The organism is Pseudoalteromonas sp. BZB3 (assembly GCF_040104455.1).
GTDB lineage: Bacteria > Pseudomonadota > Gammaproteobacteria > Enterobacterales > Alteromonadaceae > Pseudoalteromonas.
Map to the genome: position 1 here is coordinate 1 of NZ_JBECOS010000004.1, position 24,046 is coordinate 24,046.

Annotated in this window: 25 protein-coding genes and 2 tRNA genes; 14 read left to right on the forward strand and 13 right to left on the reverse strand. The window is 43.0% G+C overall.

What is annotated here, in order from left to right; all coding sequences use genetic code 11:
- Window positions 1–803 precede the first annotated feature (803 nt).
- Entirely contained in the window at window positions 804–989 is a 186-nt protein-coding gene (locus tag ABMY35_RS04190) for a hypothetical protein (protein ID WP_349285148.1), read from the forward strand.
- On the opposite strand, the gene ABMY35_RS04195 is transcribed toward ABMY35_RS04190, so the two are convergent.
- From ABMY35_RS04195 to ABMY35_RS04215, 5 genes are all read right to left on the reverse strand, one after another.
- Window positions 986–1,357 (reverse strand): hypothetical protein, encoded by a 372-nt coding sequence (locus ABMY35_RS04195; RefSeq protein WP_349285149.1) that lies wholly within the window; start codon window positions 1,355–1,357, stop codon window positions 986–988. The genes ABMY35_RS04190 and ABMY35_RS04195 overlap by 4 nt on opposite strands.
- 11 nt (window positions 1,358–1,368) lie before the next feature.
- Window positions 1,369–1,890 carry a hypothetical protein gene (locus ABMY35_RS04200; RefSeq protein WP_349285150.1) on the reverse strand — a complete coding sequence of 174 codons (522 nt, stop codon included), beginning with the start codon at window positions 1,888–1,890 and terminating at the stop codon, window positions 1,369–1,371.
- A 244-nt stretch (window positions 1,891–2,134) separates the two neighbouring features.
- A tRNA-Ser gene (locus tag ABMY35_RS04205) sits at window positions 2,135–2,227 on the reverse strand.
- A 17-nt stretch (window positions 2,228–2,244) separates the two neighbouring features.
- Window positions 2,245–2,335 (reverse strand) — tRNA-Ser (locus ABMY35_RS04210).
- Between the two features lie 164 nt (window positions 2,336–2,499).
- Entirely contained in the window at window positions 2,500–2,643 is a 144-nt protein-coding gene (locus ABMY35_RS04215; protein ID WP_171040822.1) for a hypothetical protein, read from the reverse strand.
- A 227-nt stretch (window positions 2,644–2,870) separates the two neighbouring features.
- On the opposite strand from ABMY35_RS04215, the gene ABMY35_RS04220 reads away from it, so the two are divergent.
- On the forward strand, window positions 2,871–3,689 hold the full coding sequence (locus ABMY35_RS04220) for a diacylglycerol kinase family protein (RefSeq protein ID WP_349285151.1): 819 nt from the start codon (window positions 2,871–2,873) through the stop codon (window positions 3,687–3,689).
- Window positions 3,690–3,750: 61 nt separating this feature from the next.
- On the opposite strand, the gene ABMY35_RS04225 is transcribed toward ABMY35_RS04220, so the two are convergent.
- Window positions 3,751–4,539 carry a YggN family protein gene (locus ABMY35_RS04225; RefSeq protein ID WP_349285152.1) on the reverse strand — a complete coding sequence of 263 codons (789 nt, stop codon included), beginning with the start codon at window positions 4,537–4,539 and terminating at the stop codon, window positions 3,751–3,753.
- Window positions 4,540–4,809: 270 nt separating this feature from the next.
- Here ABMY35_RS04225 and ABMY35_RS04230 point away from each other — a divergent pair, with 270 nt between their 5' ends.
- Window positions 4,810–4,992 (forward strand): hypothetical protein, encoded by a 183-nt coding sequence (locus ABMY35_RS04230; protein WP_138480097.1) that lies wholly within the window; start codon window positions 4,810–4,812, stop codon window positions 4,990–4,992.
- A 143-nt stretch (window positions 4,993–5,135) separates the two neighbouring features.
- Window positions 5,136–5,783, forward strand: coding sequence for a cytochrome b/b6 domain-containing protein (locus tag ABMY35_RS04235; RefSeq protein WP_349285153.1), 648 nt, complete (start codon window positions 5,136–5,138; stop codon window positions 5,781–5,783).
- Window positions 5,784–5,856: 73 nt separating this feature from the next.
- Here ABMY35_RS04235 and sthA read toward each other — a convergent pair whose 3' ends face one another.
- Together sthA and ABMY35_RS04245 are read right to left on the reverse strand one after the other, a co-directional pair.
- Window positions 5,857–7,245, reverse strand: coding sequence for a Si-specific NAD(P)(+) transhydrogenase (gene sthA / locus ABMY35_RS04240; protein WP_349285249.1), 1,389 nt, complete (start codon window positions 7,243–7,245; stop codon window positions 5,857–5,859).
- Between the two features lie 93 nt (window positions 7,246–7,338).
- The gene (locus tag ABMY35_RS04245) at window positions 7,339–8,466 is read right to left on the reverse strand and encodes a fatty acid desaturase (protein ID WP_349285154.1); all 1,128 of its coding nucleotides are present in this window, start codon (window positions 8,464–8,466) and stop codon (window positions 7,339–7,341) included.
- 103 nt (window positions 8,467–8,569) lie between these two features.
- Between ABMY35_RS04245 and fabR the strand changes: the two genes are divergently transcribed.
- The 7 genes from fabR to ABMY35_RS04280 all read left to right on the forward strand — a co-directional run bounded on the left by fabR (window position 8,570) and on the right by ABMY35_RS04280 (window position 15,490).
- Complete coding sequence (gene fabR, locus ABMY35_RS04250) at window positions 8,570–9,196, forward strand: HTH-type transcriptional repressor FabR (RefSeq protein WP_130256015.1); 627 nt, start codon at window positions 8,570–8,572, stop codon at window positions 9,194–9,196.
- 445 nt (window positions 9,197–9,641) lie between these two features.
- Window positions 9,642–11,189 (forward strand): 2-isopropylmalate synthase, encoded by a 1,548-nt coding sequence (gene leuA, locus ABMY35_RS04255; RefSeq protein WP_349285155.1) that lies wholly within the window; start codon window positions 9,642–9,644, stop codon window positions 11,187–11,189.
- Complete coding sequence (gene leuB, locus ABMY35_RS04260; protein WP_138480089.1) at window positions 11,186–12,262, forward strand: 3-isopropylmalate dehydrogenase; 1,077 nt, start codon at window positions 11,186–11,188, stop codon at window positions 12,260–12,262. The genes leuA and leuB overlap by 4 nt, the downstream gene beginning before the upstream one ends.
- Before the next feature lie 51 nt (window positions 12,263–12,313).
- Window positions 12,314–13,714: a 3-isopropylmalate dehydratase large subunit gene (gene leuC, locus ABMY35_RS04265; protein WP_349285156.1), complete on the forward strand. Its 1,401-nt coding sequence runs from the start codon at window positions 12,314–12,316 to the stop codon at window positions 13,712–13,714.
- Window positions 13,714–14,313, forward strand: coding sequence for a 3-isopropylmalate dehydratase small subunit (gene leuD / locus ABMY35_RS04270; RefSeq protein WP_349285157.1), 600 nt, complete (start codon window positions 13,714–13,716; stop codon window positions 14,311–14,313). Before leuC ends, leuD begins: the two co-directional genes overlap by 1 nt.
- A 78-nt stretch (window positions 14,314–14,391) precedes the next feature.
- Window positions 14,392–14,982: a hypothetical protein gene (locus ABMY35_RS04275; protein WP_349285158.1), complete on the forward strand. Its 591-nt coding sequence runs from the start codon at window positions 14,392–14,394 to the stop codon at window positions 14,980–14,982.
- Window positions 14,983–15,073: 91 nt separating this feature from the next.
- The gene (locus ABMY35_RS04280) at window positions 15,074–15,490 is read left to right on the forward strand and encodes a globin family protein (RefSeq protein ID WP_349285159.1); all 417 of its coding nucleotides are present in this window, start codon (window positions 15,074–15,076) and stop codon (window positions 15,488–15,490) included.
- A 15-nt stretch (window positions 15,491–15,505) separates the two neighbouring features.
- Here ABMY35_RS04280 and ABMY35_RS04285 read toward each other — a convergent pair whose 3' ends face one another.
- From ABMY35_RS04285 to ABMY35_RS04305, 5 genes are all read right to left on the reverse strand, one after another.
- Window positions 15,506–15,865 (reverse strand): hypothetical protein, encoded by a 360-nt coding sequence (locus ABMY35_RS04285; RefSeq protein ID WP_349285160.1) that lies wholly within the window; start codon window positions 15,863–15,865, stop codon window positions 15,506–15,508.
- A gap of 52 nt (window positions 15,866–15,917) precedes the next feature.
- A complete protein-coding gene (locus tag ABMY35_RS04290; protein ID WP_349285161.1) occupies window positions 15,918–16,298 on the reverse strand; it encodes a hypothetical protein in 381 nt (126 codons plus the stop codon).
- Entirely contained in the window at window positions 16,298–17,989 is a 1,692-nt protein-coding gene (locus ABMY35_RS04295; protein WP_349285162.1) for a S41 family peptidase, read from the reverse strand. The genes ABMY35_RS04290 and ABMY35_RS04295 overlap by 1 nt, the downstream gene beginning before the upstream one ends.
- Window positions 17,990–18,077: 88 nt before the next feature.
- Complete coding sequence (locus tag ABMY35_RS04300) at window positions 18,078–18,710, reverse strand: endonuclease (protein ID WP_349285163.1); 633 nt, start codon at window positions 18,708–18,710, stop codon at window positions 18,078–18,080.
- A gap of 127 nt (window positions 18,711–18,837) precedes the next feature.
- Complete coding sequence (locus ABMY35_RS04305) at window positions 18,838–19,545, reverse strand: hypothetical protein (RefSeq protein ID WP_349285164.1); 708 nt, start codon at window positions 19,543–19,545, stop codon at window positions 18,838–18,840.
- Between the two features lie 242 nt (window positions 19,546–19,787).
- On the opposite strand from ABMY35_RS04305, the gene ABMY35_RS04310 reads away from it, so the two are divergent.
- From ABMY35_RS04310 to cysI, 3 genes are all read left to right on the forward strand, one after another.
- On the forward strand, window positions 19,788–20,168 hold the full coding sequence (locus ABMY35_RS04310) for a hypothetical protein (protein ID WP_349285165.1): 381 nt from the start codon (window positions 19,788–19,790) through the stop codon (window positions 20,166–20,168).
- 257 nt (window positions 20,169–20,425) lie between these two features.
- Window positions 20,426–22,240 carry an assimilatory sulfite reductase (NADPH) flavoprotein subunit gene (locus tag ABMY35_RS04315; RefSeq protein ID WP_349285166.1) on the forward strand — a complete coding sequence of 605 codons (1,815 nt, stop codon included), beginning with the start codon at window positions 20,426–20,428 and terminating at the stop codon, window positions 22,238–22,240.
- A 54-nt stretch (window positions 22,241–22,294) separates the two neighbouring features.
- Complete coding sequence (gene cysI, locus ABMY35_RS04320) at window positions 22,295–24,013, forward strand: assimilatory sulfite reductase (NADPH) hemoprotein subunit (RefSeq protein WP_349285167.1); 1,719 nt, start codon at window positions 22,295–22,297, stop codon at window positions 24,011–24,013.
- Window positions 24,014–24,046: the final 33 nt, after the last annotated feature.

A 24,046-nucleotide genomic window follows, 5' to 3' on the forward strand; every position in this document is an offset into this window, starting at 1 on the left:
AACCTCGTTTGCCTATTCATCCCTAAAGCTGGGTCCCATCGCGCATCCATGCGCTCATCTCAACGAACTGCGAAGCTACGCTTCGGTCTCATTTCGTCCATGTGAAAGTAGAACATCGCCAGCAAAGGTTGCCCCGGACAATTAAAGAAACCCGTTGCAGCAATGCAGCGGGTTTTTTGCGTTTAGGGTGCTAAATCGTCCTGCATGGTGATGAGGCAATGCTCGGTGGTAAAAAGACGAATTAGCGCAAGGTGAAGTGAGCTGTCTTCACAGCAGCCTCTTTTATCACTCTGAAACATACCCCCTCAGCTTTAGCTAAAATAGCTTATCTCACCTTGCGCAAAGTAAACGTATTCGCTTTGTTCATTGTCGTTAACACTTTGCACTACATTCATCCATGAAGCTGGATCCCATCATGCCTCCATGCACTCATCTCAATGAACTGCGAAGCTTCGCTTCGGTCTCATTTCGTCCATGTGAAAGTAGAACATCGCAAGCAAAGTTTGCCCCAGCTTGGCGCCCCCGAGCACTTAAAGAAACGCGTTGCACAAATGCAGCGGGTTTTTTGCTGTGTGAAGAATTTTCGCATCACGAAGTGATAAAGCGGAAACTTCTGCGCAAGGTGAAATGAACAACCTTCACCGAGCTTAATCTAGACGGCCTTAACTCCAGTTAAACTAGCTCACTTCACCTTGCGTAAAGCAAATGTACTCGCTTTGCTCGCAGTCATTAACTTTGCACCTAATTTGAAACAAGCTTAACTAATGGCTATGCTTAAGAGGTATTTAGAAAAGGCTTGATGTGTGTCGATATATTTAATTTATTTACTTGTTATGTTTGCTTTATTCGGCACATCAGCGAGTTATTTTGCGCGTTTTATTTATCGCTACTGGGTTCATAAAGATATGGATCAAACGCTGATCTATAAAGCTGGAGGGTGCGCCCTATTGATAATGACATTGTCAGCAATAGGGGCTTTGCTATTTTAGTTACTTATTGTAAAGCTCTCACACTTGCTCTTAATACAGAGAGATTGAATAGGAAGAACTTGTTTGCAAGTTTCATCAGGGGGTTGTCTTTCGTTCAGTATTCGCTCTTGTGTAGTTTCAGCATCAGCCAAGCGTTCTACTTCATTTTCATCAACATTCTTAGTCGAAAACACAACATAATTACTTGGGCCACCACACGCTGCTCTCTCACCTACACCTATTACTTTGCATTGAAAGCTCGCATCACAGCTTAGATCAGCTACATAAGCTTTCAGGGTGTTGCTCTCTTCGAACTGAGTACCTGCTGGGGACTGACAGCCTGATAACATGAGCAGAATTGATATAACTAGGGCCAAAACTGTTTTCATGTATGTTCCTTTTATTGCGCGATATAAGTACTGTCGTTTAGTGTAACACACTTGTTATTGATACATTGTGTCGTCGGCTTAGTTAACATGGCGCAGATGCTTTGCATACCTGATTGCGCATTATATAGACTCTCATACTTTGTCAGTTTATCTGCAACAGTTTTGGCTGTCTCATCAGTTGTAGTTTTAGTTGAGTAAAGCATATAGTGGCTAGGACCACCGCAAGCTCGATTGCCAGCAGCTATTACCTTACATTGTGCATTGGAATCACACTCATTGTTTTTCTCTATTGCGCTTATATCAGCTCTAAGAGAGTTTAAAGCTTCTTGAGATACCTTTTCTAAACCTAGCTCAGTTTTATCTACGTTTGAAAGCTCGGTCACTTTAGGTGCAGACGCAGGCTTATCTTCCGTTGTAGAGCTCACTTTTTCAGCGCTCTGTGGTTTTGCCTGTTCGGTATTGTTCATTTCATCAGTTTGACCACAGGCTGATAAAACGAATAAAACAGCTGTGAAGACAATGGCTTTTTGCATAACGTGTTTCGCTCTTTTTTCAGTCAGTTTGCATCTTATTGAAAATTTATTCAAGCATAGTGAAAATGAACCTGTTATGTAGAACAGTGACTTAATACATTAATAAAGCACTTTCTGTTTAGTTGCTTTACTCACGTTAAAATAGCTTGTTGAACAAAGAAGGAATATCAATCGTTTATGGATTTAATGTGACTAAAATTCAGGCATAAAAAAACCGCTGTTAAGCGGTTTTAATACAAGTTAATGGCGGAGAAGGAGGGATTCGAACCCTCGATAGGGCTACAAACCCTATACTCCCTTAGCAGGGGAGCGCCTTCAGCCACTCGGCCACCTCTCCGGCGCAAACTTTAAATGTGGCGGAGAGATAGGGATTTGAACCCTAGATACGCTATTAACGTATGCCGGTTTTCAAGACCGGTGCTTTCAACCACTCAGCCATCTCTCCATGGACAAAGATAATACTCAGCGATTATGCCGCTGTAAATAGCTTTTGATTTGTTTGCCTAAAAATTAACCTAAAATTAAAGAAAAAATTCTTTTTTTTAGCTTAAATGGCCACATCGGTTAAATTGTGTATAGTGAAATCAAAAAGATAAGCGCTTTAAACGGTTACTTATATTGAGCCATATGAGCCGTTGACAGTTTTTGCGCGCAGACTGCAAAAAGAGACTGCCAGCTAAAGCTTGGCTTTTTAATCGTTGATTTCTTTAAGCGAGGTTGCGTGTTGCTGCACGCCGCAGCTGTCTGGATCATGATGAGCTCCTAAGTTATGTAAGTGAGTAATGCTTGATTGAGTGTATTTTGCATTCGATTTGGTTAATTTAAAAACAATAAAAATTGCTGTTTTCGGATAAGTTTTTCTAATGAATTGTGTTTTATATTATTGTTCTTGAATAGTTATTCTTATCTATTTTTCATGGTTTAAGGGCTTTCTCGGTTCTTTGTGAATAATTATTTAATAAGCTAGGTTAATTAATTTTATGCTCGTTGTTGTAAAGCCAAGTGATTCGCCTTTTATAGAAGCGCAGGTTAAATGGTTAGAAGAAGAATGTGTAAAAAGAGGGCTCAAAAATCAATGGTTTTTTACATCAGGGTGTTTTGAGACAGATGTCACCGCTATCAAGAAAAAGCTAGCAGAAGTAGAAACGGTTGTTGCAGTTGGTGGTGATGGGACATTGCATTTGGCCGCGAATGCATTGGCGAATTCACCTGTTTCGCTTGCTGTGCTGCCAGCTGGCACGGGTAACGATTTTGTAAGGCAGTTCGGGTATTCTACACAGCAATGGCGAGCCTTGGTCTTTTCTGAATCTTATAGGTTATTAGATTTGGGTAAAGTCAATCAGCGGTTTTTCATTAATGTTGCTGGTATAGGGTTTAATGCTGCAGTTGTAAAAGATATTAATACGTTTCAAACCCGTCATAAGCTGAGCTATATTTTTGCAGGCATTAAGCATTTGTTTAGCTTTAAACACACTTCATCGCATGACCCTTCTTTGATGCGTGTATTTGCAAATGGCCAGTTTTTTGCTGCAGGCCTAAAAGTGGCGCCGAGTGCTAGGATTGATAATGGTAAGCTATTAATGTTGCATTTTAGGGCTGAGTCTTTACTGAGTAGACTTTGGAGCTTTTCACTGATGCTAGTACATCAGCATGAAAAGTCATCTCATCTTGAGGTCAGTGAGTTGATGGAGTATGAAATCTCTGATCCTGATCTGTTAGTTGAAGCTGATGGCGAAATGATAGGAGAGACACCCGCAGTCGTTAAAGTCTGTCGAGGCGCACTTAAGATGAGGTTATAAAAGAGAGCTGACATTAGTCAGCTCATAAAGGGAGATAATTAATACTGTAATCGAATAATGCTTATTTAGATTTAAAGTTGAAAAGCTGATAGCCATTCATTGCTGGGATCTGCGCAACTAAATTAGTTTCTGCATGTGCAATACCTTCAAATTTATCGCATAAGCCATTTGCTTGTTCTTCAATTTGCTTTGCTTGTAATTGTACTTTTTCTTCAATTTGTTTGCCCATGTTTTCCATGCGCGCTTCAAAGCTTTCCATGTCGCCGCCTGAGCTGACCATTTCAGAGCCGACCATCATTAAGATACTGCCGATTGATTCCATCATGGCTGACTCGACGGCTTCTTCTATGTGAGTTTCAAAGTGGTTATCAAAATTTTCTCCGAACTCATGAAAGGTCTTTTCGCCCATGACAAATGCACCTTGTTGATAGAAGGTATCACTGATCTCAACGTGTAGTTCATCCATCAGACCGTTAAGAGACTCTAGTCCTTGTAGGTTGAACGCTTGCGCTACTTCATCCAATGCAACACCAGCAAGCTTTACGCCGTCAAGAGCGATATTTGCTACTTGTGGTAGTTGTACTCTGAGTGAATCTGCATAATTCGCTAGGGCTGTTTTTTGATCATAGGTTAGTGTGATTGCTTGTCCATCAACATAAAGCTCACCATAGCTGTCAATCGTTAGTTGTTTATTATTCTCTGCAGTGATCTGTAGTTGATTTGGCGTGATGCGAACATCATTCTGGAAATCGACTTGGCACTGGTCGCTGCTAATTTGAATACCATGATCTTCATGTGCGATTGTTGAAGTACTTAAAATTAGCGTTGTTGCTAGCATAAACTTTTTCATAATTATCATTCCTGTTGATAGACTCGATGATTACTTATCAAGATGAATGCCAAAAATTAAAGTTATTTAAATTCATATTGTTACGTTTTTTGTCTTCTTTTTGTAAGTGTGCTTATAGCTAAAATAAAAATAAAAGTGGTTTATTTAACCAATTATTACGATTTTTAACATTGAGGTCTCCATGCTAAGTCGCATCGTAAAGTTTGCAAACCTAAAAAATCGAGCTAATTATTAATTCAGTATTGTGCTTATAGTCATGAGGTTGTCACCATGCGTAATTCCTTTTCTGAAGATGCGCCTATTGATGATGAGTTTGGTGCGGAGCTAGATGATTTAAATACAGAGTCTTCTAGCATTCAAAAGCGCCGTGCTCGAAAAAGGTTAGAAGATTATTTTGAACAAAAGCGCTTACGCGAATGCTTAGGTGATGATGAGTTTGGAGACATTGATTAAACAAAGTGCACTGTTTGTAGCTAGTTCACCGCTTAGCTCAAAGTCGGTGCTGGAAGTAACTCTGCGTTAAATCTCAACTATCTAGACACGCTCCCGCAGTACGTCATAATGGTGCGCATGGCATAAAATAGTTTGAGATTAATATGGGCAAAGTTAAGGTTTGGGATGGCTTTATTCGAGGCTTTCACTGGTTGTTGGTTATTGCGTTAGGTGTGCTGTATATCAGTGGTGAAGAAGGCTGGTTAGAGTTACACTTTGTTACTGGTTATGTGTTGTTAGCACTGATGTTAGCCCGATTAATTTGGGGTGTAATTGGTAGTGAAACAGCTAGGCTAAGCAAGTTGATTAATCATCCTACAAAGGTTGTTAATGCATTAAAAGGCAAAGAAGACAGAGTTGGTCACAATGCCGCAGGCAGCCTGATGGTTGTGCTGTTTTTTGTGTTGATCCTTCTACAACTCGTCACAGGGTTATTTACCACAGATGATATTCTTGTGGATGGCCCTTTGGTACAGTATGTCAGTTATGATCTTGTTGAGTTAGCAGGGTCAATACACCACAGTAATATCGATTTTATAATTGCCGCAATTGCATTACATATCTTGGCTATCATTGCCTATCGTTTTAAAGGTAAAAACCTCATCAAAACGCTTTTAACAGGAACAGTAGAATCGAGCTTGCAACAGCCAAAAATGAAGGCTGGTTGGATAGCTTATATCATCTTTGCTCTGTTCGCTGCGGTATTAATTTTCTTGTGGGGCATGGAGCCTTTAAGTCAATTGATGGCATAAGCCAAAACTGAGTGAATAAAAAACCCGATAAACTAAGTTTATCGGGTTTTTGCATTTTTATGTAGTGAGTTACTTAGTCACTTAATCGGTTTAAACCATTCAATGCAGCTACACGATAGGCTTCAGCCATGGTTGGGTAGTTAAAGGTGGTATTAACAAAGTACTCGATGTTATTACCTGGGCCTTTTTGTTCCATAATTGCTTGGCCGATGTGAACGATTTCTGAGGCACGCTCACCGAAGCAGTGAACTCCTAAAATCTCTTTAGTTTCTGAGTGGAATAACAGCTTCAAGCTACCCACTTGTGTGCCTGTGATCTGCGCACGCGCAAGGTGCTTAAACTGGGCTCTCCCGACCTCGTAAGGGATTTTAGCTGCTGTTAGCTCTTGCTCTGTTTTGCCCACAGAACTCATTTCAGGAATGGTATAAATACCAGCAGGAATGTCATTGATCAGCTTTTCGCTGCAATCGCTTGAAACAATGGCTTTAGCTGCGATACGGCCCTGGTCAAATGCGGCACTGGCTAAACTTGGATAACCAATCACGTCACCAACGGCATAAATGTTATCGATTTCGGTTTGGTAGCTATCGTTAACTTTTAATTGTCCACGGCCATCGGCTTTTAGGCCTACAGCGGCAAGATTAAGCTTATCCGTATTACCGGTTCTGCCATTGGCAAATAAAATGCAGTCGGCACGTACGCGTTTTCCTGATTGCAGATGCAGTACGACACCATGCTCATGAGGTTCAACTTTAGCAAATTCTTCATTGTGACGAATAACAATGCCACTATTCCAGAAGTGGTAACTTAGCGCATCAGAAATCTCCGCGTCCATAAACGCCAGTAATCTATCGCGGGTATTGATCAAATCAACTTTAGCACCAAGCCCTTTAAAGATAGAGGCATACTCACATCCAATAACACCGGCACCATAGATTAAAACGCGCTGAGGGTCATGCTCTAGACTTAAAATAGTGTCACTGTCATATATTCTAGGGTGAGAGAAATCGACACCAGGTGGACGGTATGGGCGTGAGCCTGTAGCAATAACAATAATGGGTGCAGTGATCACTTCATAAGAGCCGTCAGCATGTGTCACTTTAATTGAGTAGCGGTCAATAAAGCTGGCGTCACCTTGAAATAACTCGATTCGGTTTCTGTCATAGAAGCTACTACGCAGGTTCGATTGCTTGGAGATTACATTACTCGCATGGCTAAGAATATCACCAAATGCCAAGCGCTGTGGTTTGTCAGTGAGGCTGAAAAGAGGATTTTGTTTATATTCAATTAAGCGACTAACTGAGTGTCTGAGTGCTTTTGAAGGTATGGTACCCCAATGAACGCAGCCACCACCAACTGCTTTATGCCGTTCGATAACGGCAACACGTTTGTGGCTTTTAGACAGGTTCATTGCGGCACCTTCACCACCAGGGCCTGAACCTATGATAATAGCGTCATACATAAATGACGCCGGCTTTTCTGTATTCGATTCTGCTTTTTGTTTGGCCACAGCCCCTCCTCAACTTGCGAGTTGGCTATCACCGAACAAATCATTTTAGGCGTTCGATAGTAGCCTTGCATTTAGTGCTAACCATGCCTGCTTTTGCGTCTGCCAAGCGGCTTCAAGTTCTTTGTATTGCTTGGCAATTGCCGAAGTATCACATTGCTCACGCATGGAATCAGCTTTAGCTTCTAAAAACTGCTTTTGTGCAGCACAAAATGTTTGTAACTTTTTTAGAAGCAAATCATATTCTTGATGTAACAATGTAAGCTGTTCTTGCGCTAAAGGCAATTTTGCCAGCTTAACTTTAGTCTTTAGTAACAGGGTTTCTGCTTTGGCTTTTTCGATACGCTCGACTGGCGTGCGTTTAAGTTTGCTGGCAAGGCCAACTGCCGCAAATGCTCGGATCATCCATTTTGTTGGGTCGTAGTGGTACCAACGAATGCCATTGCGATAGTCACTGGCAAAAATATGATGGAAATTGTGATAGCCCTCACCGTAAGTGAGCAACGCTAAAAAGCCATTATCACGGGCGGTATTTTTCTCAGTATATGGGCGAGAGCCCCAAATATGCGCCAGTGAGTTGATAAAGAAAGTAAAGTGCTGACTTAATACCAGTCTCAGTACACCCGCCAATAACAACATACCGATAATGTCACCAAACAGTGCACCTAGCAGTAAAGGAATACCTACATTTGTTAGTAACACAAGTTTCATGTAATGACGGTGTTGGAACATCACGATAGGGTTACGTTGTAAGTCTCTGGCATTGCTGTAATCGCCATAGTTTTTGCCTTGGTAGTCACGCAACATCCAACCAATGTGGCTATACCAAAAGCCATTGGTTGCGGCATAAGGGTCTTTGATTGGATCATCGACTTGACCGTGGTGAACTCGGTGATCGCTACTCCAATGTAATGCGCTATTTTGTAGTGCGAATGCGCCGCCAAGTGCAAATATCCATTGCACTGCTGGGTGAGCTTCATATGTTTTGTGCGCCCATAAGCGGTGGTAACCCGCGGTGATTGATAGACCGGCATAAAACATACAGGCAACAAAAGCTATCCAAGTGCTGGTTTCAAAGCCATAGGTGAATCCATACCAAGGCACTAGGGTGATGGCTGCCAAAAATGACAGAACAAAAAACAAGACATTTGTCCAAATGAGAGGGGGTTTTTTCATCTTAAAAAATCTCAGCGTACACTTGTACGCTAAAATAGTATTTCATTCTCATCACGTCAAGTATTAGACTGCACAAGTTATCGATAAACTCTAGGGAGAAAATATGTCAGGTGTTCGTGCACAACAAAAACAAAAAACCCGACAAGCCTTGATAGTAGCTGCATTTAACCAGCTCAGTGCGGAGCATAGTTTTTCTAATTTGAGTTTAAGAGAAGTGGCAAGAGAAGCTGGTATTGCACCGACTTCGTTTTACCGACACTTTAAAGACATGAATGAGCTCGGCTTAACCATGGTTGATGAAGCAGGTTTAACATTACGCCAATTGATGCGCCAAGCACGCCGTCGAATAGCAAGTGGTGGCAGTGTGATCAATACCTCTGTGCTGACTTTTATGGAGTTCATCGACACGTCGAGTAACCAATTTAGATTGTTGTTACGAGAGCGCTCGGGCACATCAAAAGCATTTCGTGCAGCAGTCGCTCGAGAGATCCAGCATTTTATTTTAGAGCTTGCGCATTACTTAGAAGCTGAAACTCCCTGCGATGCGAATCATGCTTACATGCAAGCTGAAGCCATGGTTACCTTGGTATTTAATGCTGGGGCAGATGCGCTTGATCAAGATGTACAACAGCGAGAAGAATTAACCGAGCGTCTGATTTGGCAATTGCGTTATATCGCCAAAGGCGCGAACCATTACGGCACACATCAAGTAAATTCAAAGCCTTCATAAAAAAATCATATAAAAATTAATCTACTCGATTGTTTACTGTTCAAATTTAAAAAGACCCTTAACCTTTATGTTTAAGGGTTTTTTTATTCTTTTAGCTATCCGAATCTGCTTTTTTGTTTCTTTCTTGATTCTGTTTTTGCTGTTTTGTTGAATTGTTTATGCTTGATCTCTGGTGTTGTGGCATGTTAAAAATCGCATCAGTTACAGCATAAATACAAAACATGCAGATAAAAAAATGAAAAAGTTCACACAATTGTCACTGCTATTAAACCTCTTACTGATCAAGTATCGGTGCGGGGCGGTGTGCGTGTGAAATGCAGCATAACGAAAACCCCGCACATTGCGGGGTTTTTTGTTTTTGCATTGTTATCTAAAGACTGACTAAAACTATTTGCTTATAGCGATGATGTTCAAAGGGCGGTACAAAGGGGTGAGGAGCTAAGGTATGAATGATAAGGTTTGGATTTTTGATACAACATTAAGAGACGGTGAGCAGGCGCTAAAAGCGAGCTTAACTGAAGATGATAAAGTACAGCTTGCACATGCCATTAGCCGCCTTAATGTGGATGTCATGGAAGTCGGTTTCCCGGTTTCAAGCCCTGCAGATTTTCGGGCAGTACAGCGCATCGCCACTGAAATTAAAGGCCCTGCGATTTGTGGTTTAGCCCGCGCTGTGACAAAAGACATTGAAGCTTGCGGTGAAGCATTACGTCCTGCAGAGCAAAGCCGTATTCATACCTTTATTGCAACCAGCCCTTTACACCTTGAACACAAGTTACGCATGAGCCTAGATGATGCGACTGTGATGGCGGTGAAATCAATCAAAGTAGCCCGAAATTACACCGATGATGTGGAGTTTTCGTGTGAAGATGCAGGCCGTACTCCGCATTGGGATTTATGTCGCATTGTCGAGCAAGCGATTAAAGCAGGCGCTTCAACCATCAACTTACCAGATACCGTGGGCTATGTAACGCCTGATGAGTATGCGGCGATGATCCACCATTTAATGAATAACGTGCCAAATATCGATCAAGCGCGTTTAAGTGTGCATTGTCATAACGACTTAGGTTTGGCGGTAGCAAACTCGATTGCTGCAGTACAAGCCGGTGCCCGACAAATCGAATGCACGATTAATGGTATCGGTGAGCGAGCGGGTAACTGTTCATTAGAAGAAGTGGCGATGATCATGAAGATGCGTCACGACCATTTAGGTGTTTACACCGATATTCGCAGCGAAGAAATTTACCGCGCTTCACGCCAAGTTGAAACCATTTGTAATATGCCTGTGCAGCCGAATAAGGCCATTGTCGGCGAAAATGCCTTTGCTCACAGCTCAGGCATTCACCAAGATGGCGTGTTAAAAGCACAAAACACCTACGAGATCATGGCCCCAGAAACCGTGGGTGTACCAAACAACCAATTAAATATGACCTCACGTTCAGGTCGCCATGTCATTGAGCATCGCTTAGAAGAATTAGGCTATCAAAAGTCTGACTATGACATGGATAGCTTATATGACAGTTTCTTAGCGCTGGCGGACCAAAAAGGCACGGTCTATGACTATGACCTAGAAGCCATGATCTACTTTAATCAGATCAGTGATAAAGACGAAACTTACCAACTTGAGTTTGTAAATTCAGCGTCAAACTCTCAATCAGTCGCCAGTTCGACTATTGGCATGACAGTAGGTGGGCAATCAAAGCAAGAAGCTGCCACAGGAAATGGTCCGGTCGAAGCCTCATTCAAAGCCATTAAACGCATTACGGGCATGGCGGTTGAAGTGATTGAATACAACTTAGATGCCACAGGCCAAGGTGCAAGCTCGCTTGGTCAGGTAAATATTATTGCGAAATACGATGGCCGCCAATATCACGGCGCCGGTCTTGCTGCCGACATCGTAGAAGCTTCAGTACGCGCTATGATCCGCGTATATAACTTAATTGACAGAGCACAAAAAGTGTCTGACTTAAAACAACAAAGGAAAGCAGGATGAGCCAACAAAGTTACCAAGTCGCCGTTTTAGCTGGAGATGGCATCGGCCCTGAAGTCATGTCTGCCGCCGAGCAAGTATTAGATGCGGTTAGCGCGAAGTTTAATTTTACGCTACAACGTGAGCACCATGCCATAGGTGGTGCTGCCATTGATGAATTTGGTGCGGCGCTTCCTGACTCTACTTTAGCGGCATGTGAAAAAGCGGATGCCATTTTATTTGGCTCAGTAGGTGGCCCTAAGTGGGAGCATTTACCACCGAACGAACAGCCAGAGCGTGCATCTTTACTGCCACTTCGTAAGCACTTTGGTTTGTTCTGTAACTTGCGTCCTGCACAGCTATTACCTGCACTGAGCGCCGCGTCTCCTCTACGAGCAGATATCAGTGCGCAAGGCTTTGATATTTTATGTGTGCGTGAGCTAACAGGCGGTATTTATTTTGGTGAAAAAGGCCGTGAAGGCGAGGGGGCGAGTGAAGCTGCATTCGACACGCAACGTTATTCTCGAGCTGAAATTGAGCGTATCGCGCGTTTTGCTTTCGAAGCAGCGAGACTTCGCAGTAACCATGTTACTTCAGTTGATAAAGCTAATGTATTGGCATCAAGCGTACTATGGCGCGAAGTTGTCACCGAAGTCAGCAAAGACTACCCAGAAGTAACGCTTGATTATATTTATGTAGACAATGCAGCAATGCAGCTTGTGAAGCAACCAAGCCAGTTTGATGTGCTACTTTGCGACAACTTGTTTGGCGATATCTTGTCAGACGAATGCGCGATGATCACAGGTTCTATGGGCTTACTGCCATCGGCTAGCTTAAATCAATCAGGCTTTGGTTTATATGAGCCTGCAGGTGGCTCAGCGCCAGATATTGCGGGTAAAGGTATTGCAAATCCGATTGCACAAATTCTGAGTGCAGCACTCATGCTACGTTATTCACTTGGGCAAGATGAAGCAGCACGCACCATCGAAAAAGCGGTAGCTGAAGCCGTCGCTGCAGGTGTGGGTACACCAGATATCTACCCTCAAGGCGGTTACACCACGCAAGATGTAGCACAAGCAATCGTTTCACGTATTTAATTTTGGCTGATGGCTGCACCGTCATGCGGCCAAGATAAGAGGATGTAGCAAGTGGCTCAGACCTTATACGATAAAATTTGGCAATCTCATGTGGTTGCACAAATCAATGAACAAACCGATTTACTTTATATTGATCGTCACTTAGTACATGAAGTGACATCACCACAAGCATTTGCGGGGCTGCGCGAGAATAACCGCAAAGTACGTTGCCCTGAGAAAACTTTTGCGACCATGGATCATAATGTTTCGACCAAGAGTCGTTCGCTAGATGCTGCAAGTGAAGTGTCGAAAAACCAGTTAATGGCGCTAGCACAAAACTGTAACCACTTTGGTATTGAGTTGTATGACTTAAACTCGGTTAACCAAGGGATTGTGCATGTCATGGGTCCTGAACAGGGGATCACCTTACCGGGGACTACAATTGTATGTGGTGATAGCCATACCTCAACACACGGTGCATTCGGTGCCTTAGCGCATGGTATTGGCACGTCTGAAGTAGAGCACGTATTAGCAACGCAAACACTACAGCAGAAAAAAGCCAAATCATTGAAGATCCAAATTAATGGTGTGCTGCGTCCAACCGTGACCTCAAAAGATTTAATTCTAGCTGTGATTGGCAAGCTAGGCACCGCTGGTGGCACGGGCTATGTGGCAGAGTTTTGTGGCGAAGGCATCGAAGCGCTATCAATGGAAGCGCGCATGACGCTGTGTAATATGAGCATCGAAATGGGTGCCAAAGCGGGTTTAATCGCACCAGACGAAACGACGTTTGCGTATCTTGAAGGGCGTCCGTTCGCACCAAAAGGGAATGATTTCAAAGCTGCCGTTGCATATTGGCAGACACTGAAATCAGATGAGGATGCACAGTTTGATTTAGTCGTTGAACTCGATGCGCAAGATATTCAACCACAAGTGACTTGGGGCACAAGCCCAGAGCAAGTTATTGGTATTGATGAGCGAGTACCAAACCCTGACGAAGAAGCCGATTTAATCAAAGCAGATGCCATGCGTGCAGCGTTGAAGTACATGGGTCTTGAAGCGGGCCAGAAGTTATCTGATGCAAAAGTCGATACCGTATTTATCGGTTCTTGTACTAACAGCCGCATTGAAGATTTACGTGCGGCCGCTGAAATTGTCAATGGCAAGCAGGTTGCGACTGGCGTTGAAGCCTTGATAGTGCCGGGTTCTGGTCTAGTCAAACAGCAAGCAGAACAAGAAGGCTTAGCGGATATTTTCAAAGCGGCAGGGTTTGAATGGCGTGAGCCAGGCTGCTCTATGTGTCTTGCAATGAACGATGACAAGTTGGGCGCTGAAAAGCGCTGTGCTTCGACCTCTAACCGTAACTTTGAAGGTCGTCAGGGCCGCGGTGGTCGAACTCACTTAGTGAGTCCTGCGATGGCGGCAGCAGCGGCGATAGCCGGTCACTTTACAGATATTAGAGGAGCGGTGTAATGGCGGTTTATCATCAAGGTTTATTGGCACCTTTAGACAAAAATAACGTCGATACCGATCAAATCATTCCAAAGCAGTTTTTAACTTCAACCAGTCGTGACGGCTTTGATAAAGCGCTGTTTTATGACTGGCGCTATTTAGATGATGGCAGCGCAAATCCTGAATTTGTGTTAAACGCAGAATGTTATCAAGGCGCTTCGGTACTTCTGACACGTGATAACTTTGGTTGTGGCTCATCTCGTGAGCATGCGCCTTGGGCATTAAAACAGTATGGGTTTACTGTGATCTTGGCGCAAAGTTTTGCAGATATTTTCTTTAACAATTGTGGTAATAACCAGATGTTGTGTATCGCGCTTTCGGCAGACACATTGGATAGCTTGTTTGGGATTGCCGAGCAGCATCAAGATATTCAGGTTGAAATCGATTTAGAAAATCAGCAGATCCGCAGTCAGTATTTCGATGCCATCGACTTTGATGTACGTTCAGATATCAAAGCGCGTTTATTAAGCGGCTTAGATTTTATTGGTGAGACTGAACAATTGAATGCGCAAATTGATGCGTTTGAAGCTAATTTAACCGCTGAACGCCCTTGGCAATAAAACTAAGTTAATCGCGTTTTTTTGCATACAACCAGAGAGCTAATTACTCTCTGGTTTTTCTTTTTTAGGATAAGCATAATGAAAAAAAGCCTAGCCGTTCTTGCGCTACTTGTTAGTGGCTCAGCCATCGCGCGTCCAGCGCCATTGGTATCAATTCCAACCCATGATGCATTCTTCGATAAAATTGCGGCGCATTGTGGTAAAGCGTATCAAGGTAAAGTAACGCTGGATAACCAAGGCCCGAGCAAGTTTAATGAAGCTAAACTCGTGATGCATGTTCGTCGTTGTAACGATAAAGAGCTGCAAGTGCCTTTTCATGTAGGAAAAGATGCGTCTCGTACTTGGATCATCACCAAAACAGGCAGTGGTTTAAGTTTGAAGCACGACCACCGTTTAGAAAATGGCGACGATGACCCGTCAACCATGTATGGCGGCCATACGGTCGACGCAGGCTTTGCAAATGTGCAGTCATTCCCAGCTGATCAGTATTCAAAAGAGTTGTTTGTTAGCCAAGGTATTCCTCAATCAATGGGCAACACTTGGCAAATGTACATTTATGACGACAAGTTTACTTACCGTTTAGTGCGTGAAGGTCGCGAGTTTAGAGTTGACTTTGATTTAACGCAACCGATCACACCGCCAAAAGCACCTTGGGGTTATAAAGACTAGTCTTTATTCGCTTTTTGACACTATTGCGACTAGCTTTAGAACTGTCGTAATGGTGTCGAATGGCTCGGCATCTACCAACATGAGGTTAGTTATGTCGATCACCGAAAGGCAAAAAAAGCTAGTACAACGTAGCTTTGTACAAATAGAGCCCCATGCAGAAGAAGCCGCAGAGCTTTTCTATCAAACCCTCTTTCAATACGATCCGTCACTCAAGCAGCTATTTAAAAGTGATATTAAAAGCCAAGGGCAAAAGTTAATGATGACCTTGCGCGTGGCAGTGAGGGGGCTTGATGATATAAATGCGCTGGTGCCCTTACTTCATCAATTGGCTGAACGGCATGTGGGGTATGGGGTACAGGCCAAAGACTTTACTCCAGTAGGCAATGCGCTTTTATATACTTTAAAAATGGGGTTAGGGGATGCTTGGACACCTGAATTGCGCCAAGCATGGGTTGATACGTTTCGAATGATTGCAACCGTGATGAAGGCGCATGCTTTTAATCGCTAAGCGCAGTAAAGTTTATTATCTAGGCACGCATTTTACTTCGGCTTGCAGATCTGGCTGATAAGCGCGAGGGTGAGTGGGTAATCTTTCAAAGTCTTGCACACCTTTTTGCAAGGTCAATTGTGCATTCATGCCTTGGCAAAGCTTTTCTGAATGTCTTAATAAAAATACGCTTTGTCGTGTAAAATGTGCGTAATCATCTGATCGGATCTTTAAGAAGTAGTGGTCATCGCTGAATTTAGTTTGTTCATAATGAATTTTGTGATCAAAGTCATATATTTTTTCAGGCTTACCTAATGGTGTGGGCGTGTGATGACAAGCGGTAAGTAGCCCAGTTAGTGCCCCAAAAGCCAATAGTTTAATCCATTGTATTTTCATAACAGCCCCAAAATTGATGAGTTGGCGAGGTCCATACGCCTCTAAAAGCGGATTATTCTACCATGGGTTGGCAAGAAACGCTTTTGAGTAATACAAACTGTGCAGTCTTGGGATAGAAAAGCACACAGCCTGTTTCTCTTAGTTGTAGCACAAATCGCTGAACAGTCAGTGAATGTGCACCTAGAATAGGGTTTCCTGCATCATCAGTTGAGCGGCCATGCTCTAGTAATAATTCGTTATTGTTCATGAAAATAGTATCCGACAACAGCGGTGCGACTCCGCCTTTTAGTGAAACGATGGCTTGCTGTAATTCAGCTTTCATGGTCGGGGTGGTGTGTTTTATAACTGCTGGAATAGGCTTTGTTGGTTGGGTGTGTGCACACCCAACCAACAATGTTACGCCCAAAAGTAGGGTAACGAGTCTGCAGTGCATTACTGCTCTTTCACCTTAATATCAACCATGCTATTGCGCATTGGGTGGAATGGCTGAGCGATATTAAGGCTGTCATCTAACACTATTTTCTGCATGCTTGGCGCACGGTTAGCGGTTTCTTTTGCCACTACAGGACAAGCGCCAGTTTCAATATGTGTTAGCGCCGCAGCTAGCATACCTTCTTGCTTGTCACCAAGCTGTTTTGAGAAGTCATCGGCGACATTACAGCCAGGTACTCTTGCAGATAGGCCTGCTTCAGAGTTTTCGTTTTCAACTGGGATAAAGCCGTCAGCGTAATCACCGAACTCTTTGGCGTTTGCGCCTTTAAATTGCACTGTATAGTAAACTTCGCCACAGTTTGGAGTTGGGGTAAAGCCGTATGGCTTACCGCATGTTTGTCCACCAATCAGAACCACATTTACATCAATACCGCGCAAGCCATTGATCAATGATTCACTCGCAGAACAAGTGCCTGCACTAGAAAGTATATACACGGTATCTAAGCTGACGCTTGGTAAGATTTGGTTGGTATATACGCTCGCGTTCCAATCGATTTTGCGATTTTCAAACGTATAATAATCTTCTTCAGTGCTAGCAGCTTCAATTTTGTCGTTGCGCAGCGTACGGCTGAACACCTTGGCATTATTTTGCGCGCTCTTAGCAGCTCCGTTATTTTCACTCGCTCTTGTTTGCTCTTCACCGGCTACCATGTAACCAAGCTGAGCAGACATCACAACTAAACCGCCACCGTTGTAGCGCATGTCGAGTACAAGCTCATTGATGTTTTCATCTGAAAACTGCTGGAATGCTGCAACGAGCGGATCTTGACCGACAGAAATAAATTGGTTGAATTGTACATAACCCACTTTTTTGTCAGCGTGTTGTATCACTTGTGCATTTTGAACAGGGGTTGATTGTACATCACCTGCCGTCATTACAATCTCGATAGGGTTTTCTTCACCTTCACGCTGAATTGTAAAGGTGTGTTCTTCTCCGGCTTTAGGCAGTAAACCTGCATTTAGTTTATCTACACCTGCCGAATCAGAGGTATTTATATCTGTGCCATTAATAGCTATAACTGTGTCACCTCGAAGCAGGCCTGCTTTGTCAGCTGGAGAGCCGTCTTGTGTGAAAGCAGCTCTAAGTACACGAGGCGGGGTGGTACTAATGAACGCCCATCTTACGCCATAACCAGATACTACGCCTGATTGTGCTTCTTTTTTAAAGTCATCGTAACTTTCAGAATAATGGAATTGGTCTTTTGCCTTACCTGAGTCGGTAATCGCGGTCGTTTTTAACTGTGCGAAATACTCACCAACTGAATCAAATGATTTAGGGTCGTTGTCTTCTACTTCGTCATACCAAAGATAAGTTTCGTTGGTATACGAGCGTAAGAACATTTTTTCATGCATTTCAGTCCCTGCTTTATCAGGGTAAGGTGCGTTTTCGTATGGATCCGTGCCAACGCGAGGCGTTTTACATTGATTAACAAAACTGCTCGAAGGATCGTACTTATTTAGCGTCCAAGTTGGCTCTGTTACAGTTCCACCAGTGCTTCCTGTATTTGTTGAAGGCGTTGTAGGTGTTGCTGTTTGTTGATTATCGTTATTTGAGCTACCACCGCCACAACCAACCAATACTGTTGCAGATAAAGCAAGCGCAATGCTGAAGCTTAATGTATTTAGTTTCATAATATATTCCTATCACATCGTGTGTGATCAAAATACCAACAAGTGCTTGTAAACACAATTGGTACAATTTGATAAAGCGAATTTAATGCTAATTGTACCCGTCCTTTTTTTGCCAAGTTGTAAATAATTGTTGCTGTTTTTTAGATAACTTCAAGCCATAAGTGCTCTGCATATAAAAGTAAGCATCTGCAATACGCTTTTTGGCAAAATCAGGCGGCTCTACTGTGCGCGCTTTAAAATCGACTTTAACAGGGCAAGCACCATGCTTTAATACGGCATTAGGCAACATACCAAAACGATAGTTACTTCTATCACCGTTTATTTCACCAATAGCAGGCGCTAAATTGTTAATATCAGCTTCCATTTTGCGAAATTTAGCACTGACCTTCCTGCAGTTTTTCCTACCACCGTCTTGCCAGCACTGTAGCTGGTGGCCAAACTCCCAAGCCGACACAATATGTTCCCATTCAATACGCGTGGCGCGGCTATTTGGTTTGCCTGCATGGGTATAGGGTTTTCTCGGCTCATAGCCACAGCTGTCAGCATCAGGGATGAGCTTCTTGCCTTGGCGTTTGATCTTACAGCCGCAATAAAGCGTGGAGGCATCTTTAGGTAGGGTTTTATTGAGATATTTTTTTGCTTGTGAAAAGCTTGAAAATTCTTTGCCAATAGTTGGCGGGCTAAGCAATAGCAAAGCCATTAACGCAAGTAATGTGCGCATTTCTCTCACCTAAGTGGACTTCAGAAAAATGCACTATATCACCGCAATAAAGGCTTTGAAATTATCTTGTTGATTGCAATGGTTTTTACAAAAGTTCATACCCTAAAAATATAGGGCATATGTTCAGCTAAACTGATTTTTGTCTGCGTTTGCGCCAAGGTGGTGCTTGAAACAATAAGAACATGCCAGAGAGACAAAACAACACACTGACGACAGAAAAGCTAATAAGTATTGGGTTATTAAAGTCTTCTCGCTCGTCATAGTCCATAATGTGTAGCATCCAGAAAAAATCAAAAATACGCCAAATGGTGCTTCTTACTGTAATGATTTGCCCGCTTTGTGCCTCTAAATAGAGTGTCGTACTACACCAGTCGTTGTAAGTGATTGCCCAGACGTTTTCTCTATAGCCAATTTCTCTTGGGCCTTTAGCTAACAATTGAACAGCACTGATTTCGCCATTGCCTAAATAGTGAGCGTCGGCTTGTTGTCTAATTAAAGTTTCAGTTGGTGCAGCAAGCGCTTCACCTGTTCTGCCGTTAAACCAAGTCGTTTTATCACCTTGTACTTTAATGATGGGTATCTCTAATAGGTGTTTGAACGCAATGTTTGAGAGTGCATCTTGGCTTTTTGTAACTATATTCAAATCAGCTGAGTAATCAGCTCGCTTAAATGGATTATCGAGCTGACGGTGAGCTAAGTGTTTGCCATGTACTTTTTCAAGCGGAATTGCGCTCATGACAAACCCGCCTAATAACCAAGCGAATATTTGAATAGCGAGCAGGTAGCCAAGCCATTTATGTATTTTTCGAATGGGTTTAAATGCTGTTTTTGTCATTATTTTTATCCAAGCAAATGAGAAAAGAGCCCAGTGTACCTAAAAAGGTTTCTCTGTCACTGCGACAAATTGTCTCAGCCTAAAAGTCGTATTAAATCTGGTTTTTCGATGTTGAACAATATTTGTTCAGTTTTAAAATGCGTTAGCGGTAGCAACCATTCGGTGAGTTCGTTACACTTGTCTATATTAAGTATCGCTTTGTTACACCTTAAAAAATATAGCTTAAAAAGAGAACAGTCATAATGTCAGAAATCCAATTCTTAAATGTAGACCTAGAGCTTGAATCAAAACAGGATATTAGTGCCTTGGTAGACGATTTAAAGAAGAAGGCTATGGTGCTGCACTATGATAAAGACGACTATCGTCATTTAGCGCGTATTGAAGCTGACGCTGATGTGGTAAGTCCTGATAAAGCGATTAATTATTTATGTGAGTTAATAGAATCTTGCTCTAAGAGTGCACTTAAGCAATGGTTATCTTGTTCTAAGCGTACTTTTGATATTGGTTTTAATTCAGGCGCTGCACCTAAGTGTTTTTCTCAGCCAATTAGTGCTGATACATTACTGAGAATTTCGGCGATTGGCGCGGGGATCGAAATCACCATTTATCCTACTGAAGGCTAAATTAGCATTTGATTTAACAAAAAACGCGATTTTGGGTTTCCAAGATCGCGTTTTTTTGTTTTCGAGCAGAATTTTCTTAAAACTGTTTTTAATGGTGTTTTTGCTCTTTGATAACCAAATGGAATAACAAAGCAGATCTAATTCTTTATCCTTGGCAATGCAAATCAGTATGCTTCAGCCTTAGAAAACCTTACTTCGAGTAGAAGTATTTCAGCAAGCAAACTAAGCAGACGGTTTAGGGTTAGGGGATAGATTCCATGTTGTTAAGTCAACTTAGTGCCGCGGCAAGCCCGCTGACACAAGAGCAAGTGCAAAAATTACAAGGTTTAGTGGCCGAGCTAAACCCAATTCAGCAAGCTTGGGTAAGTGGTTACCTAGCTGCAAATGCAAATACAGCTGCATTAAGCGGTGTAGTGGGTGGTCAAGCGCCAGCTGCAGGCGAAGCGGCAGCACTCACCATTCTATATGGTTCGCAAACTGGTAATGCTAAAGGCGTTGCTAACCAGCTAAAAGCAGCTGCAGAGGCGAAAGGCCTAGCGGTTAAGCTGGTGAACATGGCTGACTACAAACCTGCTCAACTTAAGAAAGAAAAGTTTATTGCTGTCGCTGTTTCTACTTATGGTGAGGGTGAGCCGCCAGAAGACGCTGAAAACCTACACGCGTTCTTAGCATCGAAAAAAGCACCTAAACTAGATGGCGTTAAAGTAGCGATTATCGGCTTAGGTGATTCAAGCTACGAATTCTTCTGCCAAACGGCGATTGATTTTGAAGAGCGCTTTAAAGCACTAGGCGCAGAAACGGTTGTTGCTCGCGCTGACTTAGACGTTGATTATGAAGACCAAGCAACAGCTTGGATCGGTGGTGCAGTTGATGCATTCGAACCTGAACTAAAAGCACAGTCACAAGGTTCAGCACAAGTTATTCCTATGGCTGGCTTCGGTGCAGCACCAGCGCAAAGCCAATACACTAAGCAAAACCCATTTGCGGCAGAGCTAAGTGTGGTGCAAAAGATCACAGGTCGCGACTCTACAAAAGATGTTCGTCACATTGAAATCTCACTAGAAGGCTCTGACATTACTTACCTTCCGGGTGATTCTTTAGGTGTTTACTTCTTAAATGACGAGGCACTAGTGGATGAAACACTCACACTATTAAACATTGATGGCGCAACTGAAATCACTTTAGGTGAAGAAACGCTATCAATTCGTACAGCACTTATTGAAAAGCTAGAGCTAACTCAGTCTTACCCTGGTTTCGTTGAAAAGTACGCACAAGCAACTAACAACGCAGAGCTATTAAAGCTAGTTGAAGACAAAGCAGCGATGCGTGAGTACATCGAAGCCCGTCAAATCTTTGATATTATCAAGCAAAACCCAAGCGATATTAGTGCGCAAGACCTAGCGAACAGCCTACGTAAGTTACAAGCACGTTTATATTCAATCGCTTCAAGCCAAGCTGAGGTTGAAGAAGAAGTGCACTTAACGGTTGGTTTAGTAGAGTTTGATGCCTTTGGTGAAAAACACTTTGGCGGTTGTTCTGGTTACCTTGCACACCGTGCAGAAGAAGGCGTACAAGTTAAAGTATTTAGCGAGCATAACGACAACTTCCGTTTACCAAGTGATGATAACACGCCAGTTATCATGGTAGGCCCAGGTACAGGTATCGCTCCATTCCGTGCATTCTTACAAGAGCGTGATGCACGTGAAGCAGAAGGTGAGAACTGGTTGTTCTTTGGTAACCCACATTTCACCCAAGATTTCTTATACCAAGTAGAGATCCAAGGTTATGTGAAGTCTGGCCTACTAAACAAAGTAGACCTAGCATTTAGTCGCGACCAAGCAGAAAAAGTATATGTACAAGACCGTATTCGCGAGAAAGGCGAAGAAGTATTTGCATGGTTAGAAAAAGGTGCACATTTCTATATTTGTGGTGATGCAAACCGCATGGCGAAAGACGTTCACCAAGCTCTTATCGACATTATTAAAGCCCATGGTGGCAAAGATGACGAGCAAGCTGAAAGCTACCTAAAAGAGCTTCGCAGCAACAACCGTTATCAAAAAGACGTGTACTAGTAGCAAGTGCTAGTACACCACACTGACCGTCACAGTAGAATTTTAGGATAAGCCATGAGCACAGATTACAAACCTAACAGCAAGCTAGACCCAAATGCCAAGTTTGCTGATAACGAAAGACTAAAAACACAAAGTAACTTTTTACGCGGCACCATCACAACGGATTTAAAAGACCAACTTACAGGTGGCTTTACAGCGGATAACTTCCAGCTGATCCGTTTCCATGGTATGTACCAGCAAGATGACCGTGATATTCGTCCAGAGCGTACTAAGCAAAAACTTGAGCCAATGCACAATGTGATGCTTCGCGCACGTATGCCAGGCGGTATTATCACGCCTAAGCAGTGGTTAGCGATTGATGAGTTTGCGGGCGATAAAACCATTTATGGCAGTATTCGTTTAACAACGCGTCAAACATTCCAGTTCCACGGTGTGTTAAAGCCGGGCATTAAAGAAATGCACCAAATGCTAAACAGCGTTGGCATTGACTCTATCGCAACTGCCGGTGACGTTAACCGTAACGTACTATGTACGACTAACCCAGTTGAGTCTGAGTTACACCAAGAAGCATACGAGTGGGCTGCGAAGATTTCTGAGCACTTACTACCACATACCAAAGCGTATGCTGAAATTTGGTTAAACGGTGAGAAGACGGAAACAACAGAAGAGCCAATTTTAGGTTCAACTTACTTACCACGTAAGTTCAAAACCACAGTTACTATTCCACCAAACAACGAAGTAGACGTTCACGCGAATGACCTTAACTTTGTTGCGATTGCAGAAGACGGCAAACTAGTTGGTTTCAACGTACTCGTTGGTGGTGGTCTTGCGATGACTCACGGTGATGTAAACACATACCCGCGTAAGGCTGACGACTTTGGTTTTATCCCGCTTGAGCACACTTTAAAAATTGCTGAGCACGTTGTTTCTGTTCAACGTGACTGGGGTAACCGTGTTAACCGTAAAAATGCAAAAACTAAGTACACGTTAGATACATTTGGTAGTGATGCGTTTAAAGCAGAAGTTGAAAACCGCGCAGGCGTTAAATTTGAAGACAGCCGCCCGTATGAGTTTAAATATCGTGGCGACCGTATTGGTTGGGTAGAAGGTATTGATGGTAAGCACCACCTAACGCTATTTATCCAAAGTGGTCGTATTTTAGATTTCCCGGGTAATCCACTTAAAACCGGTTGTCGTAAGATTGCTGAAATTCACCAAGGTGACTTCCGCATGACCGCAAACCAAAACTTAATTGTTGCAGGAGTGCCAGCTGATCAAAAAGATATCATTGAGCAGATTGCCCGTGAGCACGGTTTAATTGACGATTCACACTCTGAGCAGCAAAAGAATTCAATGGCATGTGTCGCATTACCGACATGTCCGCTTGCGATGGCTGAAGCAGAGCGTTACTTGCCAGAACTTATCGAAAAGACTGAAGCGATGTTAGCAAAGCACGAAATCCCGAATGACGACATCATTATGCGTGTTGTTGGTTGCCCGAATGGCTGTGGTCGTGCGATGTTGGCAGAAATTGGTTTCGTAGGTAAAGGTCCAGGTAAATACAATGTTTACCTAGGTGGTAACCGTGAAGGTACCCGCGTACCTAAGCTTTACCTAGAAAACGTAGGTGAAGACGTTTACCTACCAGCATTAGATGAATTAATTGGCCAGTGGGCTAAAGAGCGTAACGAAGGCGAATGTTTTGGTGATTTTGCTATCCGTAAGGAAATCGTTGCCGAAGTGAAAGTCTCTAAGACAGACTTCCACGCTTAAGAAATCATTGAGTTGGCAGGCAGGCCTGCCAAC

Excerpts from the sequence above, each read along its gene's own strand:
- ABMY35_RS04285 (WP_349285160.1), bottom strand. The coding sequence starts at position 15,865 with ATGAAAATACAATGGATTAAACTATTGGCTTTTGGGGCACTAACTGGG.
- sthA (WP_349285249.1), bottom strand. The coding sequence starts at position 7,245 with ATGTATGACGCTATTATCATAGGTTCAGGCCCTGGTGGTGAAGGTGCC.
- cysI (WP_349285167.1), top strand. The coding sequence starts at position 22,295 with ATGAGCACAGATTACAAACCTAACAGCAAGCTAGACCCAAATGCCAAG.
- ABMY35_RS04300 (WP_349285163.1), bottom strand. The coding sequence starts at position 18,710 with ATGCGCACATTACTTGCGTTAATGGCTTTGCTATTGCTTAGCCCGCCA.
- ABMY35_RS04295 (WP_349285162.1), bottom strand. The coding sequence starts at position 17,989 with ATGAAACTAAATACATTAAGCTTCAGCATTGCGCTTGCTTTATCTGCA.
- ABMY35_RS04225 (WP_349285152.1), bottom strand. The coding sequence starts at position 4,539 with ATGAAAAAGTTTATGCTAGCAACAACGCTAATTTTAAGTACTTCAACA.
- ABMY35_RS04245 (WP_349285154.1), bottom strand. The coding sequence starts at position 8,466 with ATGAAAAAACCCCCTCTCATTTGGACAAATGTCTTGTTTTTTGTTCTG.
- ABMY35_RS04230 (WP_138480097.1), top strand. The coding sequence starts at position 4,810 with ATGCGTAATTCCTTTTCTGAAGATGCGCCTATTGATGATGAGTTTGGT.
- leuB (WP_138480089.1), top strand. The coding sequence starts at position 11,186 with ATGAGCCAACAAAGTTACCAAGTCGCCGTTTTAGCTGGAGATGGCATC.
- leuD (WP_349285157.1), top strand. The coding sequence starts at position 13,714 with ATGGCGGTTTATCATCAAGGTTTATTGGCACCTTTAGACAAAAATAAC.
- leuA (WP_349285155.1), top strand. The coding sequence starts at position 9,642 with ATGAATGATAAGGTTTGGATTTTTGATACAACATTAAGAGACGGTGAG.
- ABMY35_RS04220 (WP_349285151.1), top strand. The coding sequence starts at position 2,871 with ATGCTCGTTGTTGTAAAGCCAAGTGATTCGCCTTTTATAGAAGCGCAG.
- ABMY35_RS04290 (WP_349285161.1), bottom strand. The coding sequence starts at position 16,298 with ATGCACTGCAGACTCGTTACCCTACTTTTGGGCGTAACATTGTTGGTT.
- ABMY35_RS04310 (WP_349285165.1), top strand. The coding sequence starts at position 19,788 with ATGTCAGAAATCCAATTCTTAAATGTAGACCTAGAGCTTGAATCAAAA.
- ABMY35_RS04305 (WP_349285164.1), bottom strand. The coding sequence starts at position 19,545 with ATGACAAAAACAGCATTTAAACCCATTCGAAAAATACATAAATGGCTT.
- ABMY35_RS04235 (WP_349285153.1), top strand. The coding sequence starts at position 5,136 with ATGGGCAAAGTTAAGGTTTGGGATGGCTTTATTCGAGGCTTTCACTGG.
- ABMY35_RS04275 (WP_349285158.1), top strand. The coding sequence starts at position 14,392 with ATGAAAAAAAGCCTAGCCGTTCTTGCGCTACTTGTTAGTGGCTCAGCC.
- ABMY35_RS04200 (WP_349285150.1), bottom strand. The coding sequence starts at position 1,890 with ATGCAAAAAGCCATTGTCTTCACAGCTGTTTTATTCGTTTTATCAGCC.
- ABMY35_RS04315 (WP_349285166.1), top strand. The coding sequence starts at position 20,426 with ATGTTGTTAAGTCAACTTAGTGCCGCGGCAAGCCCGCTGACACAAGAG.
- ABMY35_RS04280 (WP_349285159.1), top strand. The coding sequence starts at position 15,074 with ATGTCGATCACCGAAAGGCAAAAAAAGCTAGTACAACGTAGCTTTGTA.
- ABMY35_RS04215 (WP_171040822.1), bottom strand. The coding sequence starts at position 2,643 with ATGATCCAGACAGCTGCGGCGTGCAGCAACACGCAACCTCGCTTAAAG.
- fabR (WP_130256015.1), top strand. The coding sequence starts at position 8,570 with ATGTCAGGTGTTCGTGCACAACAAAAACAAAAAACCCGACAAGCCTTG.
- ABMY35_RS04195 (WP_349285149.1), bottom strand. The coding sequence starts at position 1,357 with ATGAAAACAGTTTTGGCCCTAGTTATATCAATTCTGCTCATGTTATCA.